Source organism: Micromonospora sp. NPDC047548 (assembly GCF_040642975.1).
Taxonomy (GTDB): domain Bacteria; phylum Actinomycetota; class Actinomycetes; order Mycobacteriales; family Micromonosporaceae; genus Micromonospora.
The window spans coordinates 1-16,603 of sequence record NZ_JBEYTI010000048.1; the positions used below are offsets into that span (position 1 = coordinate 1).

A 16,603-nucleotide genomic window follows, 5' to 3' on the forward strand; every position below is an offset into this window, starting at 1 on the left:
ACCCGGCCCCGCGCTCTGCGCGGGTAAGACCGGGACCGTTGTGCCGCAAGGCAGAACTGCCACATGAGCGCCACAAAGCACTCACTGGCAACGGTCACGGTCCCCTGGGAGGGGGCACCGTCACGGACGGAGGAGGGGGAGATCGACAGGGAGGAGATGGTGCCTTGGGCCGAAGCGCTGGTCGGGGGGATGAGCAGTACGGCTGCGACGGACAGTGTGGCGAGGACGCTAAGGCGCCGCACGGGGCCTCCAAGTGGGCTGTGATTGCGGAGTGCAACTCACTCCGTGCCTTCATACAACGTGGCCTGTAGCGGTCGGGTTCGAATCGATCTCGTGGCAGGCGTGAACGTCGGAGACGGTCGCATGGCGTGCTGCCGATCCTGTCGGGCTCGTAGATGCGGTTCGGCTACGCTGCCTGCGAATATTCGTTGATCAGGCCCAACTGCTCTCCGAGTTCCTCGCCAAGCGAGCGACGCCTGATGACCGCGCGGCGGCCGACTCAGCTGCGCCGGCGTCCGTGAACCGCGCTCATCTCGGCACGATCGCCCAAGTCGAACCAGAATCCTCGCTATCCTCGCTACTCGAACGCGGTCTCCGCGCTTCGTTGGCTCATCGACGATCTCGCCGGAGAGCGGGCGTAGCAGCTGCTTGTCGCTGGTGTCGCAGCAGCTTGCGTTGACCCTGCTGTTGCGTCCGTCTGGCTTGTGGTCGTGCACCAACTGGCGAGGAAGACCGGCGGTCTTGTTGTCGGGCCGGTGGAGCCGCCGACGGTAGGGCGCAACCACTATCGCCTCCAGGCGCGTGTCGACGGGGTGCGCTACCGGTTGCTGTTGAACGCGCGTCTGCCTCTGGTGGCCGCAGCCGACCGAGCCGATGAAGTTCCGGATGCGCCACGGATACGGTGCAGAGCGAATCGCCTGACGCGGGTTGGAGCGCCGCCCGGCGCCGTGAGACTTGGCCGATGAGCACGGCTCTACACGCTCAATTCGGCTGCGTCCGGATGCATACACCCGTGACGGGGTTACCTCGCGTGACGAGCGCTTCGCGGCAGATTCGCATGAGCGCTGGGGTGGGCTCGCAGCCCCCACGCCCTGTTCAGCAGTCGAACACCGACCAGCAGATGTCGTTGCGCAACCGCTGGTCGTCGAGCACGAGCTCGCGAATCGCCGGCGGGAGTTGGTCACGCTGCCATCGGCACTCGAGTTGCCCTGCGGCATCGCTCTCGCCTTCCGGCGCGGCAGCACGTGCGGCCTTGATCGCATAGGCGGCCGCGCCGAGTTCGTGTGCGGCGACGTGTGCGACGACCCCCGCTTGGCCAGCAGCGTACGCGGCATGCCGTGCTGCCCCACGCAGGTCTCTAGCCGCGCCCATCGCATGGCCGCCCGCCGCGCGAGCCTGCATCATCTTGACCTCACCACGCACCCAGGCGCGTGCGTGCTCGATCGCTTCACGTGGTCGTGGGTCCTCAGGCTGAACCGACTCGAACAGGTGAAGGACGTGCTCCGCGCACGACGCCGCCCAAAGAGCGAGGAGATGATGATCCGAATCAGTAAGGGTCCCACCGCGACGAAGCGTGATGAAGCGAGGGTCCCGAACCTTCGGGAGGATCATGGTTGGGCGCTCCTTCTTTGAGGGCATCTCATTCAGGTCTGGTCTGATACACGCTGGTTGGTGCCCTGCTGGTCGCCCGCGGCGCCGCCGTGCCGCAATCGCTTCCCTCCAGCCCGTGATCGTTGGCGGCTCAGCTGTAGTCGCCCCGGCATGTCGACTAGCTCAGCTGCCAACGTTCCAGTCGTAAACGGGCGCCATCCTGACGCGACCACCAACCCGAAACAAACACACCATCACGTACCTGAACGAGATGTCCTCTAAGGGATGGATCGCATCTTCCGCCGTAGCGTCGTTCGTGTCGAGCACCAGAGCGGGCCTTCGGGCGTCGTGCGCCCTGACCCGGGATCCCCTCCACATCCTGTACTCGGCACGACCGCATCGTCGGCGGCATGAGCGTGCGCCGATCGAGATGCCGGGGATGCTCACCTCGGCGGGTTCCAGACCAGGCACACTGGGCGTCGGGGTGCTCAGCCAGACCCCGCCGGCCTGGTGGAACTCCTCGACGTCAGCGATCTCGGCAGGGACATCGTACGTATCGCGGCAGCGACGCCGAAACCCGGTAGCCTTGCCGACTCGGCCTGTCGCATGATCGACATCTGGGTCGCTAGCTCAACTGGACAGAGCATTCGGCTGAGTAGCGCGTCCGCTCTCCGCCTGCGCGGTTATGGCAGTGCTTCCTTCTCCTGGTTGGACCGAAGGGTTCGGGGTTTGAATCCCCGGCGACCCACTGCGCCGGGGCTGCAAGCCGGCAACTGCCGGAGTCGACTCCCGGTTGGCGTCCGGTTAGCTGTTTCGAGGGTCACCACCAGCGGAAGGAGGACCGCGTGCTCGAGAAGCTGATTATCCAGAAGACACTGCGCGTGCCGGCGAGTACTGGCGCGGTTGGTGACGGCACGTCGGTGGCCCGGCAACTGGATGCGGCGCTGCTCGATGTCGGGTTCTCGGCGTCGCGGGCTTTGCTGGAACACGTCGGTACCCTGGCCCCCGGGCCTGCGTTGGATCTCGCCGCCACGGTCGTGTCCGCGGTGCGCGAGCTGATCGGCGACCATGTTCAGCACAACGCCTATTTCATCGGCTTCCCGGACGATGTGCCGGACACCGTCGAGTTCTGGGTGGAGCGGCTGCGGGCGGCCGTGCTCACCGGCGGCGGCACGGCGACCGACGCGCAGCTGCGGGACGCGGTCGTCTCGAGTGGGGTGAATGTGCTCGACCTGCCGGCCTATGCGCCTACCAGCACGCTTACGCCGAGCTGTTGGCCGCGCACGACCAGCTGATCACCGCGGCTGGTGACCGGGTGACCTTGCTGCGTCTCGGCGACGCTGCCGACGTGGAGGCGGCGCGGCTCTATCTGGCCCTGGCTGGGAGCTCGACGCCACACGGCGAGGGCGGACCTCGCGATCCTCAGCGAGCTCGCGGTCGCCTGCGTGGACGGCGTGCAGCCGGCCGAGATCCCGGTGCGGGAAAACCGTGCCGTGCTCAATGGGATCCGGCTGGTCCTCGGGCGGCCGCTGATCGCCGTGGACACGACGACCGACGTGCTGCGCCTTGCCTGCCAGGTCTCCGGTGGGGACGTCTCGCTCGTGACACCCACGCGATTTCGTGCCTTCCGGCGCCGGGAGCGGCGGATCCTGCTGGCCGCGCTGAACGAGGTCGTCGGCGCGAGCCCGGACAAGCTCGGTGACGTCGTGCGCTACGCGGAACGGTGGAAGCGGCTCGGGGAGCGGCTGCACCCGCACGAGTACGACGAGTGGCCGTACGCGCAGGAGGTGTTCGCGGTCGCGCGTGGCGAGCGCCGGGTACGCAACCTCGCCGGCCGTGCGGAGGCGGCGATCCGCGCCGGAGCCATTGGCCCGGCCGCGTCGGTGCTGTCGGCTGCGCCGGGTCTGCTTCTGCGCTCCGCGGACCGGCTGCTGCGGCGGGCGTCGGCGTCGGCGTCGGAGCGGACCGTTGTGGTCCAAGCAGTCACCGGGGCGCTCGGCTCGGCGTCGGGCCGTGTGCTCCTCTCGCTGCGGGAGCATGTCGACAACCGGCTGACGCCCGCGTCCGCCCGGATGTACGCGAGCCGCTCACGCAACGCGTGGGTCGGTCCCGACGAGCGGCCACCGCTGCCCGCCGGGCTGGTGGCCGAGCTGTCGTCGCTGCTCGACGCGGAAATCAGCGCCCGGCTGCCGGAGTCGCAGCGACCGCTGGTGGTGGACCCGGAGGTGCTCGACGTCGCACTGCCGCTGTCCGGCAAGGCGGCTGAAGGCGGATTCGCGGTGCTGCCGAGGGGCTCGCGGGCGTCGGTATCCGGTGAGCTGCTGCGCTTCTTCACGTACTGGCGCCAGGCCAATCTTCGCACCGACTACGACCTGTCGGTGTTGCTGCTCGATGACGAGTTCCACGCCGCGGGTCAGGTGTCCTGGACGAACTACCACCACGACGGCATGGTGCACTCCGGCGACATCACCGACGCGACGAACGGTGCGACCGAGTTCATCGACGTGCCCCTGACGGTTCGATTCGGGACCTCCGCGCAAGCGGAGGATCTGGTGTTCAGCGCCCGCGCTCTCCTCGGACTGTGATCAAGCCTCGCCTCGTGTAGTTGCCGAAGGTGATCCGTGGGACTCAAGCAGCACGCTGCCTCGACGACGCACTCACATCGGCTACTTGTGATGCCCGGTGCGCCATCGCCGATGGCCGGTCCGGCGTTGCCGGCGCGGGTCAGCGCCACGTGAAGCAGCTGCGCGGTCTCGTGCGCCAGGTATCCGGCCGCTTCCAACTTGTCGATGGTCGCCCCGAGATCGGCGGTCGCGTCACGGAACGCGCCGACGAGCAGTTCGGGCAACCGGGACTGCAGGACGCGTAGCCGCGTGAGTTCGGCTTGAGGCGCGGTATCGAACTCGGCCTCGTGTTGGGCCTTCTGGATCGAGCGGAGGCGGCGCGACCGAAAGCGGCCCGGTTGTCAATTCCGGCACCACTTCCCACGCCTCATCACACGTCGTAGACCTTCAGAACCTCGTCGCCGTAGTGGTTGATGACCTTGACCGCGATGCCCGAGGGTCTGGCCGGTGCGGGCCGCGGAGACCCGGGCCTACCCGGCCGCCCCGCCGACCAGCGCCGTGGGCGGCGGGCGGGACGCCTGAGGGCGGTGCCCGGCCTGCTCAGGCGGGGCGGCCGATGAGGGAGCGTCGGTCCGCCGCCGCCCGGGGCGACGGGATCCCGCTCGGCCAGCGGTTCGCGGCGACCCCGGCCGACCAGTACCGGGGCAGCGCGGTGGCACCCGGCTGGGCGTCCATCGTCCGGTCCCGCCCGCCGCCGGAGTTGCCCGGCAGCAGCCCCCCGCTGGGCCGGATGCCCAGTTCCCGCATCCGGTCGACGTAGGCGCGGTAGCGGCGCTGCGCCTCCCCGTGCCGGCCGGCCGCCTGGAGCACCTGGACCAGTTCCAGATGGGTGTCCTCGTCGTACGGGTCGCGGTGCACCAGCCGCATCAGGTAGACGAGCTTCTGGTCGGTGTCCGGGGCGTGCTGGGCCAGAGCGCGCAGCACGCTGGTGTGCGCCGCCTGCGCCTCGTCGCGCAGCGGCTGCGCCCAGTCCTCGTACGGGTCGTCGGCGAGGAAGTCGCCGCCGTAGAGTTCGTCCGCCCGGGCCAGCAGCCGGGCCGCGTCCGGCTGCCCGGCCCGTTGCGCCGCCTGGGCCTCCTCGGCGGCGGTGAGGAACGCCTCCACGTCCACGTCGACCACGTCCAGGTCGATCGCCACCGAGCCCCGGTCGGCGAGCACCGCGCCGGCCTCCCCGTGCCGCCCGGTGCCGAGCACCCGGCGCAGGGTGGAGAGCAGCACGGAGAGCCGGTTGGCGGTGCGCGAGGGGGACTCGTCGGGCCAGAGCAGCTCCATCAGCCGGATCCGAGGAACGGCCCGCCCGCGCTGTGCCACCAGGATCTTCAGCAGGTCACGGGCCTTCTTGGACTGCCACTCGCCGTACGGGACGAGGGCGCCGGCGCGGAACACGCGGAAGTCGCCGAGGGTGTGGATGACAACCGCCGGGACCCGCAGGGTCATCGCGGTGAGCCCGTCGGCGACGCCGACGTCGAGGCGTACCCCGCAGCGGCGCAGTTGCTGCTCGGCGCCCTCCGCGCCGCGCCGGGCCGGCCGGCCGCGCAGCCGAGCGGCGATCAGTCGGACGGCGGCCTCCTCGGCCCGGTCGCCGGTCTCGCGGGACAGCGCGGCGGCGTCGTCGAGCAGCCCGGCTGCGGCCCGTGGGTCCGGCGCGGCCAGCACGATCAGCTGGAGCGCCTGGATCAGGGTGGCGCGCCGCCGGCCGACGGTCGCGCCGGTGCGGGCCTCGGCGGCGTCGTGGTGGGCCCGGGTGGTGTCGCCGCGCAGCAGCGCCACCCAGCCGCGGGCCAGCAGCGCGTACGGCCGGTGCGGGTCGCCGGCGACGGCCACCGCGCGTTCGGCGTACGCCTCGGCGGCGGTCAGGTCGTCGGCGGCGCGTACCCGGGCCAGTTCGGCGAGGATCCAGACCCGCAGCGCGAGCGGGCCGGCGTCGGCGTCGAGCGCGGCGAGTGCTGCCTCCAGCGACTGCCGGGCCTGGCGCGTCTCCCGCCGCCGGCGGTGCACCATGCCCAGGGTCGCCAGGCAGTACGCCTCGTCGTGGCCGATCCCGGCCAGCTCCCGCAGCCGCCGCGCGGCGGCCCCGTCGGCGAGCGCCTCCTCCAGCCGGCCGAGCTGGCACTTCGTCGCGGCGCCCAGGCTCAGCGCGTACGGCTCGTAGCCGGTGAGCCCGGCGACCTCGGTCAGCCGGATCGCCGCTTCGGCATGCCGCAGCGCGTCGCCGTTGCCGCCGGAGGTCAGCGCGTGGTCGGCGAGGTCGAGGTGGATCATCAGGCGGAACAGCCCAGCGTCGGCCTGGTCCAGGTCGCCGGTGAGTTCGGGGCGGGCCCGGCCGACGGTCTCGTCCCCACGCGCGGCGGCCAGCAGTGCGGAGAATCGCACGGTGGCCTGCGCGGCGGTGGCGCTCAGGCAGTCGCCGGCGAGCCGGACCGCCTCCTCGGTGCTGGCCGCCGCCTGCTCCAGGTCGCCGTCGAGCAGGTGGTGGACGGCGGCGAAGCAGTGCACCTGGACCGCGTGCGGGCCGGCGGTGCCGGCCGGGACCGGCACGAGCCGGGCCTGGGCCGCCGCGTACTCCTTGGCCAGGTGGTGGCGGAGTGCGTCGCGCCACGCCTCGGCGGCCGGGTCGCCGCCGGGGGCGGCGAACAGGTCGGGCTGTGCTACCAGCCACAGGTGGCCGGCCTTCCGGTCGCCGGCGTCGGCGAGTCGGCGCAGCGCCGGCCCGAGATCAGCCGCCGACGTCCCGTCGGACGACGGGTCGACGCTCCTTCCGCTCGGCGCCCGCGTCGACGGACGCCAGGCTTCGTGGGCATGGTGTGCGGACATCCACCGCTCCTGGGTCTCTCGTGGAGGATCAGGCAGGCGGGGTAGTCGAGCGACGCTGAGTCGTCGCGTGGTGCACTTCCCCCCCGCTCGAATCATTGCTCCCATCGAGCGACATCGCCATAACCAAAAGAGACGTTGAACTTACTGACGGCTATGCGCTATTGGCATATGACTGCGCTCAGGATTCCCTCAGACAGTCGGCACGGCACCCGCAGCGGTCGTACAAGCTACCGGCACCCCCCGGTTCCAGAATCCCGGTCATCGCCTCCTCACCCGCCGATCGGAGATGAGACCCGATGACCGAACGACCGGTCGACCCTCACCTCGGCGCTCACTGGCAACGGCAGCTCGCCGCGCTGCCGGAGTCGCCCGAGCTGCCCGGCCCGCCGGCCCCAGACGGTGACCCGCCCGCCGCGGTGGCCGTGCCGGCCGGTCCGGTCGACCCGTTGATCGGCGTCCTGGCCGGTCTGCTCGGTCTGGTGCACCGCTGGACCGGGCGGCGGGACCTGCTTGCCGAGATCCCCGCCGGCCCGGACGCGCCGGTCGGTTGGCTGCCCGTCCCGGTGCGGCTGCCCGAGAATCCCACGTGGACGGAACTGCGCGAAATGGTTGCCACCGCGATCCTCGCATCCCGTCGGCACGCCGCCGAGCTGCCGGTGCCCGTACCCGGCCCGCGACCGGTCGTCGCCGTCGGCCCGGACCCGGCCGGCGCCCGCGCCGCCCTCGTCGTCCGGCTCGCCGAAGACGGCGCTACGGCGACCGCACCCGACCTGCTCACCGCCGGCGGCCTGGCCGTGCTGCTGGCCCGCGCCGGGGAACGCCCCGACAGCCGCCTGTCCGACCTGCCGGTGCTGGACGACGCCACCCACCGCCGGGTGCTCGCCGAGTGGAACGCCACCGATACCGGGTACCCGCGCGACCGGTCGGTGCCGGAGCTGTTCGCGCAGTGGGTCGAGCGGACCCCGGACGCCCCGGCGCTGCGGCACGGCGGGCACATTGTTTCCTACCGAGAACTGGACCGGCGGGCCGACTGCCTGGCCCGCCACCTGCGCGGGCTCGGGGTGGGCGGGGAGAGCCTGGTCGGCCTCTGCCTGACCGACACCGAGACCTGGACGGTGGCCGCCCTGGCCACGCTCCGGGTCGGTGCGGCGTACCTGCCGCTGGACCCGGGGTACCCCCGGGAGCGGCTCGCGCTGATGTGCGCCGACGCTGCCCCGCAGGTCGTCCTGCACACCGCCGCGCTGGCCGACCGGCTCCCCGACGGGCCGGCCACCCGGGTCGCCGTCGACCGGCTGCCGGCGCAGGAGCAGTCGGCCGCTCCGTCCGCGCCGGCGGCCGTCCACCCCGACCAGCTCGCCTACGTGATGTACACCTCCGGCTCCACCGGCCGGCCCAAGGGCACCGGGGTGAGCCACCGCAACATCGTCCGGCTGGTCCGGGACACCGACTTCATCGACGTCCGGCCCGGCGACGTGATGGGGCAGGCGGCGACCATGTCCTTCGACGCCGCCACCCTGGAGGTGTGGGGCGTGCTGCTCAACGGGGCCTGCCTCGCCGACCTGGACATCAACGAGGTGATCGTGCCGGAGCGGCTGCGCGGCCGGCTGCGCGACGACGGCGTGACCATGATGTTTCTGGCCACCTCGGTCGCCCGGCAGCTCGCCATGGACGCCCCCGACGCGCTGGCAGGGCTGCGCTACCTGACCTTCGGCGGCGAGCAGGCCGACCGGGTGGCGGTGGAGCGGCTGCGGGCCGGCTGCCCGGACACCCGGCTGGTCAACGGGTACGGCCCGACCGAGGGCACCACCTACACCACCACGTACGACTGCGCGGAGCTGACCGCCGACGACCCGGTGGTGCCGATCGGCGGCCCGGTCGCCAACACCCGGGTCTACGTACTCGACCACCTCCTCCAGCCGATGCCGCCCGGGGTGCTCGGGGAGCTGTTCATCGGCGGGGACGGGGTGGCCCGCGGGTACCTCGGCCGGGCCGGGGCGACCGCGGAGCGGTTCGTGCCGGACCCGTTCGGCCCGCGCCCCGGTGGCCGCCTCTACCGCAGCGGGGACCTGGTCCGGCAGCGCGCCGACGGGCAGATCGAGTTCGTCGGCCGGGCCGACCAGCAGGTCAAGATCCGGGGTTACCGGGTGGAGCCCGGCGAGGTGACCGAGGTGCTGCGCGGCGGCGGGCTGCTGCGGGACGCCCTGGTACGCGCCGACCGGGACGCCGCCGGCGACGCCCGGCTGGTGGCGTACGTGGTCCCCGACGAGGGGGTGGACGTCGAGGCGGTCCGGGCCCGGGCCCGGGAACTGCTCCCCGACCACCTGGTGCCGGCGGTCTTCGTACCGCTGCCGAAGCTGCCGCTCAACCGCAACGGCAAGGTGGACCCGACCGCCCTGCCGCCGCCGGACACTGCGGCGGAGCCGGACGTTCCGGACACCGCCCCGCGCACCCCGACCGAGCGGGTGGTCGCCGGGATCTGGCAGGACGTGCTCGGCGTGCCGGTGCACGGCCGCGACGATGATTTCTTCGACCTCGGCGGCCGGTCGCTGAAGGCCACCCGGGTCCGCTCCCGGCTCTCCGCCGCCGTCGGCGTGGAGGTGCCGCTGCGGCTGGTCTTCGACCACCCCACGGTGGCCGCGCTGGCCGCCGCCGCCGACCAGATCGCCGCCGCGAGCGGCCGGCCGGTGCCAGCGGCGGAGCAGCCGGTGGCGCCGGCCGACCCGCTGGACGGGCCGGCCCCGGCAGACCTCGCCGGGCTGCTGGACCAGCTCGAGCGCGGGGCGGGGGCCCGGTGACCGCCGGGGCCGCCCTGGACCCGGCCGAACTGCTGCGCCGGGTCGACGCCCTGCCGCCGCAGCGGCGGGCGGCGTTCCTGGCAGCCGTCCGCGCCGACGGCGACCGGTACGGGGTGTATCCGCTGACCACCGCCCAGCAGTGGATGCTGCTGCTGGCCCAGCTCCGTGAGGAGAGCCCGGCCTACCACGTGCCGTATCGGGTGGACCTGCGCGGCGAGCTGGACCTGCGGGCGCTGCGCGCCGCGCTGGACCTGGTGGTGGCCCGGCACGAGGCGCTGCGTACGGTCTTCGTGCCGCTGGACGGCGAACCGCACCAGCTGCTGCTGCCGCCGACTGGGCTGCCGCTGACCGTGGTGGACGTCCCGCGGGAGCGGATCGACGGGTACGCCGCCGACGAGGCCCGCCGCCCGTTCGACCTGGCCCGGGGTCTGCTGGTCCGGGCCACCCTGTGCCGCACCGGGCCGGCCGACTGGTCGTTGCTGCTCTCCCTGCACCACGTGGTCTGCGACGGCTGGAGCATGGGGCTGCTCTTCGACGAGCTGTCGACGGCGTACGCCGCGTACCAGGCGGGACGCGAGCCGGCCCTGCCGCCGGTGCCCCGGGACGTCCCGGCGGCGCTGGCCCAGGACCGGCTGCTCGACCCGGCCGAGCTGGCCCGCCGGCTGGGCTGGTGGCGGGACGCGCTGGCCGGCGCACCGCCCGGGCTGGACCTGCCCACCGACCGGCCCCGCCCAGCGGAGCTGGAGGACGCCGGCCACGAGATCGAGTTCTCCTGGCCGTCGGCGCTGGCCGACCGGGTGGCCGAGGCGGGCCGGCGCACCGGCGCCACCCCGTACATTATCTTCGCGGCGGGTTGGGCGGCGCTGCTGCACCGCCGCAGCCGGCAGCCGGACCTGCTGGTCGCCACCCCGGTGGCGAACCGGCAGACCATCGACAGCGAGACCGCCGTCGGGTTTTTCGTCAACACGCTGGTGCTGCGCAGCCGGATCGAGGCCGGCCGCACCTTCGGCCAACTGCTCGACCAGCTCCGCGACGGTGCGCTGACCGCGCTCACCGACCCGGTGCCGTTCGACGCGCTGGTCCAGGAGCTGCGGCCGGAGCGCGACCGGGCCCGGCACCCGCTCGCCCAGGTGATGCTCGCGGTGGAGGACGGCTGGGAGGACCGCCTCACCCTGCCCGGCCTCACCGTGCTGGCCAGCGGGGAGACCCACACCGGCACGTCCATGTTCGACCTGACGCTGACCGTCATCCCCCGGGACGGGCGGATCGACGGGCGGATCGAGTACCGCAGCCGGCTCTTCGACGCGGCGACCGCCCGGGCGCTGGCCGACCAGCTCGACACCCTGCTCACCGCCGCGCTGGCCGCCCCGGACACCCCGGTTGACCGGCTGCCGCTGCTCTCCCCGGCCGACGGCCGGGAGGTGGTGGACCGGTGGGGCTCCACCGCACCCCCGGTGGCCGACCGGCGCACCCTGCCCGAGCTGGTGGCCCGCTGGGCGGCCGAGACCCCGGACGCGGTCGCCGTGGCGTACCTGGACCAGCGGCTGACCTACCGGGAGCTGGACGCCCGGGCGGACCGGCTGGCCCGGCGGCTGCGGGCGCGCGGGGTGCGGGCCGAGAGCACCGTGGGGGTCTGCCTGCCGACCGGGCCGGACTGGCCGGTCGCCGTCCTCGCCGTGCTCCGGGCCGGCGGGGTCTACCTGCCGCTGGACCCGCAGTTACCGGCGGCGCGGCTGGCCCACCTGCTGATCGACGCCGCCGCCGGCCTGGTGGTCACCCGGGCCGGCACCGAGCTGGCGCTGCCGGCAACCGACGTGCCCCGGCTGCGGCTGGACGACCCGGACGAGACCGGCACCGACGATCCGCCGGCCGGCTGCCATCCGGACGCCGCCGCCTACCTGATCTACACCTCCGGCTCGACCGGCCGCCCGAAGGGGGTTGTCGGCACCCATCGGGGGCTGCGCAACCTGGCCGAGGCGCAGCGCCGGCTGATCGGCGTCCGCCCCGACGACCGGGTGCTCCAGTACCACTCGGTCAGCTTCGACGTCTCGCTGTCCGACCTGGTCACCGCGCTCACCGCGGGAGCGGAGCTGCGCCTGCTCGGCCCGGACGAGCGCACCCCCGGCCCCGACCTCGCCGCTGCGCTGACCCGGCACCGGATCACCGTCGCCGACCTGCCGCCGGTGGTGCTCGACGCGCTCGACCCTGCGGCTGTGCCGCGGCTGCGGGTGCTCACCGTCGGCGGGGAGCCCTGCGCACCGGACGTCGCCGCCGCCTGGTCGGGCGGCCGGGTCCTGGTCAACGGGTACGGCCCGACCGAGGCCACGGTCACCGCCACCGCCGCCGTCCGGGCCGTCGACGACGGGGAGCTGCCGATCGGCCGGCCGCTGTCGGGGGTGCGCGCCTACGTGCTGGACTCCGCGCTGAGGCCGGTGCCGCGCGGCGTACCCGGCGAGCTGTTCGTCGCCGGCTCCGGGGTGGCCCGCGGCTACCTGGGCGACCCGGCGCTGACCGCCGCGCGGTTCCTGCCCGACCCGTTCGCCGCCACCCCGGGGGAGCGGATGTACCGGACCGGGGACCTGGTCCGGTACCGGGCCGACGGGCAGCTCGTCTTCCTCGGCCGGGGCGACGACCAGGTGAAGATCAACGGCTACCGGATTGAGCTGGGCGAGGTGGAGGCCCGGCTGCGGGAGTGCCCCGGGGTACGCCGGGCCGCCGCTGTCGTCCGCACCGACCCCCCGGGCGGGCGGCGGCTGGTCGGCTACCTGGTCGGCGACGGGCTGAAGGTGGACGAGCTGCGCCGCGAACTGCTCCGGCAGGTGCCCCGCTACCTGGTGCCGGCGGCGTTCGTGGTGGTGCCGGACCTGCCGTTGACCGCCAGCGGCAAGCTCGACCAGGCCCGGCTGCCCGCCCCCGCCGTCACCCGGCCGGACCTCGACGGCGCGTACGTGGCGCCGGACGGTGAGCTGGAACGCGCCGTCGCGGACACCTGGCGGGAGGTGCTCGGGCTGACCGAGGTGGGCGCGCACGACAACTTCTTCGACCTGGGCGGCACCTCGCTGCTGCTGGCCAAGGTGCAGAAGCGGCTGGTGGACCGGCTCGACCGGCCGGTGCCGGCGGTCGAGCTGTTCCGGCACCCGACGGTCGCCCTGCTGGCCCGCTTCCTGGCCGGGGCGGACGAGCCGTCGTCCCCGCAGGCCGGGGACACCGCCGCCGGCCGGCGGCGGGACGAACGCAAACAGGCACTGGCCGACCGGGCCCGCCGGACCCGCCCGGTGCCGGTGGGGGAGGGACGGCCGTGACCACGCAGGAGACCGGACTTGAGATCGCCATCGTCGGGCTGGCCGGCCACTTTCCCGGGGCCGCCGACGTCGACGAGCTGTGGCGGCGGGTGCTGGCCGGGCAGGAGACCATCACCCGCTTCTCGGACGAGGAGTTGGCCGCCGCCGGGCTGACCGAGGTGGACCGGCGACACTCCGACCTGGTGCCCGCGCACGGGACACTGCCGGACGTGGACCGCTTCGACGCCACCTTCTTCGGCTACTCCCCGCGCGACGCCCGCCTGATCGACCCGCAGCAACGGCTCTTCCTCGAGTGCGCCTGGGAGGCGCTGGAACGCGCCGGCCACCTCGACGGCGACCCGGACCGGCTGGTCGCCGTCTACGCCTCCTGCGCGGCCAGCGGGTACCTGCTGCACCACCTGTTCGGCAACCCGCGGCTCGGCTCGGTCTCGGAGTACGAGCTGATGCTCGCCAACGACAAGGACTCGCTGCCCACCCGGGTGGCGTATCACCTGGACCTGCGCGGGCCGGCCGTCGCGGTGCAGACCGCCTGCTCGTCGTCGCTGGTCGCGGTGCACCTGGCGGCGCAGGCGCTGCTGGCCCGGGAGTGCGACGTGGCGCTGGCCGGGGGGGCGCACGTGCGGCTGCCCGGCGGCACCGGCTACCGGCACGAGGTCGGGGGCATCATGTCCCGGGACGGGCACTGCCGGCCCTTCGACGCCCGCGCCACCGGCACCGTCGGCGGCGATGGCGCGGCGCTGGTGGTGCTTCGCCGGCTGGCCGACGCCCGCCGCGACGGCGACACCGTGTACGCGGTGATCCGCGGCTCGGCGATCAACAACGACGGCCGGGTGAAGGTCGGCTTCACCGCCCCCGGGGTGGACGGCCAGGTCGCGGTGATCCGGGCCGCGCAGGAACTGGCCGAGGTGGACCCGGCCAGCATCGGCTACGTGGAGGCGCACGGCACCGGCACCGAACTGGGCGACCAGATCGAACTGCGGGCGCTCGGCGAGGCGTTCCGCGGCGCCGGCGGGGACGGGCGGTGCGCGATCGGCTCGATCAAGTCGATCCTGGGCCACCTGGACGTGGCCGCCGGGGTGACCGGGCTGATCAAGGCGGCGTTGGTGCTGCACCACCGGGTGCTGCCGCCCAGCCCGTACTGCACCGAGCCGCACCCCGGGCTGGCGGGCGGCCCGTTCCACGTCAACACCACCCCGCTGCCCTGGCCGGAGCGGGAAACCCCGCCCCGGGCGGCGGTCAGCTCCTTCGGCATCGGCGGCACCAACGCCCACGTCATCCTGGAGGCCGCCCCGAGGGACGCCGCCCCGGCCGCCGTGGAGGACACCGAGTCCCCGGCGCCAGGTGAGGGCGCCGACCAGCGACCCTGGCTGCTGGTCCTCTCCGCCCGGGACGCCGACGCGCTCGGCCGGGCCCGGGACCGGCTCGCCGCGCACCTGGCCGAACGGCCGGACCTGCCGCTCGCCGACGTGGCGTACACCCTGCGGGCGGCCCGGCGGGAGTTCCCGCACCGGCTGGTCGCGGTCGCCACCAGCGCCAAGGACGCCGCCGCCCAACTCGCCGACCCGGACTCGCGGCTGGTCCGCACCGGCGTCGCCGCCGGCCCGGCCGGCGTCGCGCTGCTCTTCCCCGGCCAGGGCGCCCAGTACCCGGGCATGGGGCGCGCCCTGTACCGGAGCGAGCCGGTCTACCGGGAGGTCTTCGACCGCTGCGCCGATTTGCTCCGCCCGCACCTGGACCTGGACCTGCGCGCGCTGCTCTACCCGGCCGGCGACGCGGTCGCCCCGGCGCCCGCGCTGGACGAGACCTGGCTGACCCAGCCGGCGCTCTTCGCCGTCGAGTACGCCCTCGCCGAACTGCTGCGCCACCGCGGCGTCCGGCCGGCCGCGCTGGCCGGGCACAGCCTGGGCGAGTACGTCGCGGCCTGCCTGGCCGGGGTCTTCACCCTGCCGGACGCGCTCGCCACTGTCGCCGTACGCGGCCGGCTGATGCAGGCGCAGCCGCCCGGCGCGATGCTCTCGGTGGACCTGCCGGCCGACGAGGTGGAGCCGGTGCTGCCGGCCGGGGTGTCGGTGGCGGCCAGCAACGCTCCCCGGCTGACCACCGTCTCCGGGGAGTACGCCGCGGTCGCCGCGCTCGCCGAAGCGCTGCGCGGGCGCGGGGTGGCCTGCCGGGAGCTGCGCACCTCGCACGCCTTCCACTCGGTGATGATGGACCCGGCGCTGCCCGGCTTCGCCGCCCACCTGCGGGACGTGCCGCTGCGCCCGCCGACCCTGCCGGTGATCTCCAACGTGACCGGCGGCTGGCTCACCGACGACGAGGCCACCGACCCGCAGTACTGGGTGCGGCAGCTCAGCCGACCGGTGCGGTTCAGCGCCGGCGCGGAACTGCTGCTGCGGCAGCGGCACGCCCTGCTGGAGGTCGGCCCCGGCCGGACCCTGGCCACCCTGGCCCGGCAGCACGAGGCGGCCCGCCAGGTCGCCGTGGTGACCACGCTGCCCGCCGACCGCTCCCTGGCCGGGGAGAAGGTCGCGCTCACCGAGGCGCTCGGCCGGCTCTGGCTCGCCGGGGTGCCGCTGCCATGGCGGAACGGCCCGCGCCGGCGGGTGCCGTTGCCCACCTACCCGTTCGACCGGCGCCGGCACTGGGTGGAGCCGTTCCGGCGCGACCCGCTGCCCGCCGTCGACGACGTCGACCCGCCGGCCGAGCCGGTCGCCGCCGCGTCCCCGACGGGGCCGACCACCCTGGACGGACCGTACGAGGTGGTGCGGCGCATCTGGGTGGAGCTGCTGGGAGTGGACGACATCGGCCCGCAGGACGACTTCTTCGAGCTGGGCGGGCACTCGCTGCTCGGCACCCGGGTGGTCGCCCGGATCCGGGACGCGGTCGGCGTCGACCTGCCCCCGGGGGCGATCTTCGAGTCGCCGACGCTCGCCGCGCTGGCCCGTGCCGTGGCCGCGCTGGACCGGCCGGTCCCGGCGCCCCGGCAGCCGGCCGACGACGTACCCCCGGCCGCCGGCCCGGCCCCGGACGATCTGCTGCCCGACCTGCTCGAGGAGATCCGGGGGATGTCCGCGGAAAGCCTGGCCCGCGAGCTTGCGCTGGCCCGACACGAGGAGAGGAATGGCGATGGCTGACGAGTACGACGGCGAGCACCGCGTCCTGGTCAACGACGAGGAGCAGTACGCGCTCTGGCCCCGGGACAAGGAGCTCCCGGCCGGGTGGCGGGACGCCGGCTGCGCCGGTGGCCGGCAGGAGTGCCTGGACTTCGTCGAGCGCACCTGGACCGACATGCGCCCGCGCAGCGTCCGCGCCCACCTGGCCGCCGAGGCGGCCCGGGTGGGCTGACCGCCGATTCCGGCAGAGTCATGCGTGGCATCCCGTCACCGCGGGCCCGCGATGTCCGCCCACCGCAGCTGCGGACATCGCGGGCCCGGCGTCTCAACTGACCGATCGGCGGCGATTTCGCTGCCACCCGGCC

General features: G+C 74.0%; 7 protein-coding genes, 1 tRNA gene and 1 pseudogene. 7 read left to right on the top strand and 2 right to left on the bottom strand.

Annotated features, from left to right (window positions below; all coding sequences use genetic code 11):
• Window positions 1-1,095 precede the first annotated feature (1,095 nt).
• Complete coding sequence (locus ABZ807_RS28595) at window positions 1,096-1,611, bottom strand: putative immunity protein (RefSeq protein ID WP_357164574.1); 516 nt, start codon at window positions 1,609-1,611, stop codon at window positions 1,096-1,098.
• A 598-nt stretch (window positions 1,612-2,209) separates the two neighbouring features.
• Here ABZ807_RS28595 and ABZ807_RS28600 point away from each other — a divergent pair.
• The 3 genes and pseudogenes from ABZ807_RS28600 to ABZ807_RS28610 all read left to right on the top strand — a co-directional run bounded on the left by ABZ807_RS28600 (window position 2,210) and on the right by ABZ807_RS28610 (window position 4,459).
• Window positions 2,210-2,338: transfer RNA gene (locus ABZ807_RS28600), tRNA-OTHER, on the top strand.
• A gap of 97 nt (window positions 2,339-2,435) precedes the next feature.
• A pseudogene (locus ABZ807_RS28605) lies at window positions 2,436-4,103 on the top strand (hypothetical protein); the annotation flags it as partial.
• A gap of 92 nt (window positions 4,104-4,195) precedes the next feature.
• Complete coding sequence (locus tag ABZ807_RS28610) at window positions 4,196-4,459, top strand: hypothetical protein (protein ID WP_357164577.1); 264 nt, start codon at window positions 4,196-4,198, stop codon at window positions 4,457-4,459.
• A gap of 295 nt (window positions 4,460-4,754) precedes the next feature.
• Here ABZ807_RS28610 and ABZ807_RS28615 read toward each other — a convergent pair whose 3' ends face one another.
• Entirely contained in the window at window positions 4,755-7,028 is a 2,274-nt protein-coding gene (locus ABZ807_RS28615) for a BTAD domain-containing putative transcriptional regulator (RefSeq protein WP_357164580.1), read from the bottom strand.
• 296 nt (window positions 7,029-7,324) lie between these two features.
• Here ABZ807_RS28615 and ABZ807_RS28620 point away from each other — a divergent pair, with 296 nt between their 5' ends.
• Genes ABZ807_RS28620 through ABZ807_RS28635 form a run of 4 tightly spaced genes read left to right on the top strand, consistent with a single transcriptional unit; the run spans window position 7,325 to window position 16,470 of the window.
• Complete coding sequence (locus tag ABZ807_RS28620) at window positions 7,325-9,823, top strand: non-ribosomal peptide synthetase (RefSeq protein WP_357164583.1); 2,499 nt, start codon at window positions 7,325-7,327, stop codon at window positions 9,821-9,823.
• Window positions 9,820-13,125 (top strand): amino acid adenylation domain-containing protein, encoded by a 3,306-nt coding sequence (locus ABZ807_RS28625; protein ID WP_357164586.1) that lies wholly within the window; start codon window positions 9,820-9,822, stop codon window positions 13,123-13,125. The genes ABZ807_RS28620 and ABZ807_RS28625 overlap by 4 nt, the downstream gene beginning before the upstream one ends.
• Window positions 13,122-16,259, top strand: a complete 3,138-nt coding sequence (locus ABZ807_RS28630) for a beta-ketoacyl synthase N-terminal-like domain-containing protein (RefSeq protein WP_357164589.1) — start codon at window positions 13,122-13,124, stop codon at window positions 16,257-16,259. The genes ABZ807_RS28625 and ABZ807_RS28630 overlap by 4 nt, the downstream gene beginning before the upstream one ends.
• On the top strand, window positions 16,252-16,470 hold the full coding sequence (locus ABZ807_RS28635; protein WP_357164592.1) for an MbtH family NRPS accessory protein: 219 nt from the start codon (window positions 16,252-16,254) through the stop codon (window positions 16,468-16,470). Before ABZ807_RS28630 ends, ABZ807_RS28635 begins: the two co-directional genes overlap by 8 nt.
• Window positions 16,471-16,603: the final 133 nt, after the last annotated feature.

Bases quoted from the DNA above. Each gene is read 5' to 3' on its own strand.
- ABZ807_RS28595 (WP_357164574.1), bottom strand. From the start codon at position 1,611: ATGATCCTCCCGAAGGTTCGGGACCCTCGCTTCATCACGCTTCGTCGC.
- ABZ807_RS28615 (WP_357164580.1), bottom strand. From the start codon at position 7,028: ATGTCCGCACACCATGCCCACGAAGCCTGGCGTCCGTCGACGCGGGCG.
- ABZ807_RS28620 (WP_357164583.1), top strand. From the start codon at position 7,325: ATGACCGAACGACCGGTCGACCCTCACCTCGGCGCTCACTGGCAACGG.
- ABZ807_RS28635 (WP_357164592.1), top strand. From the start codon at position 16,252: ATGGCTGACGAGTACGACGGCGAGCACCGCGTCCTGGTCAACGACGAG.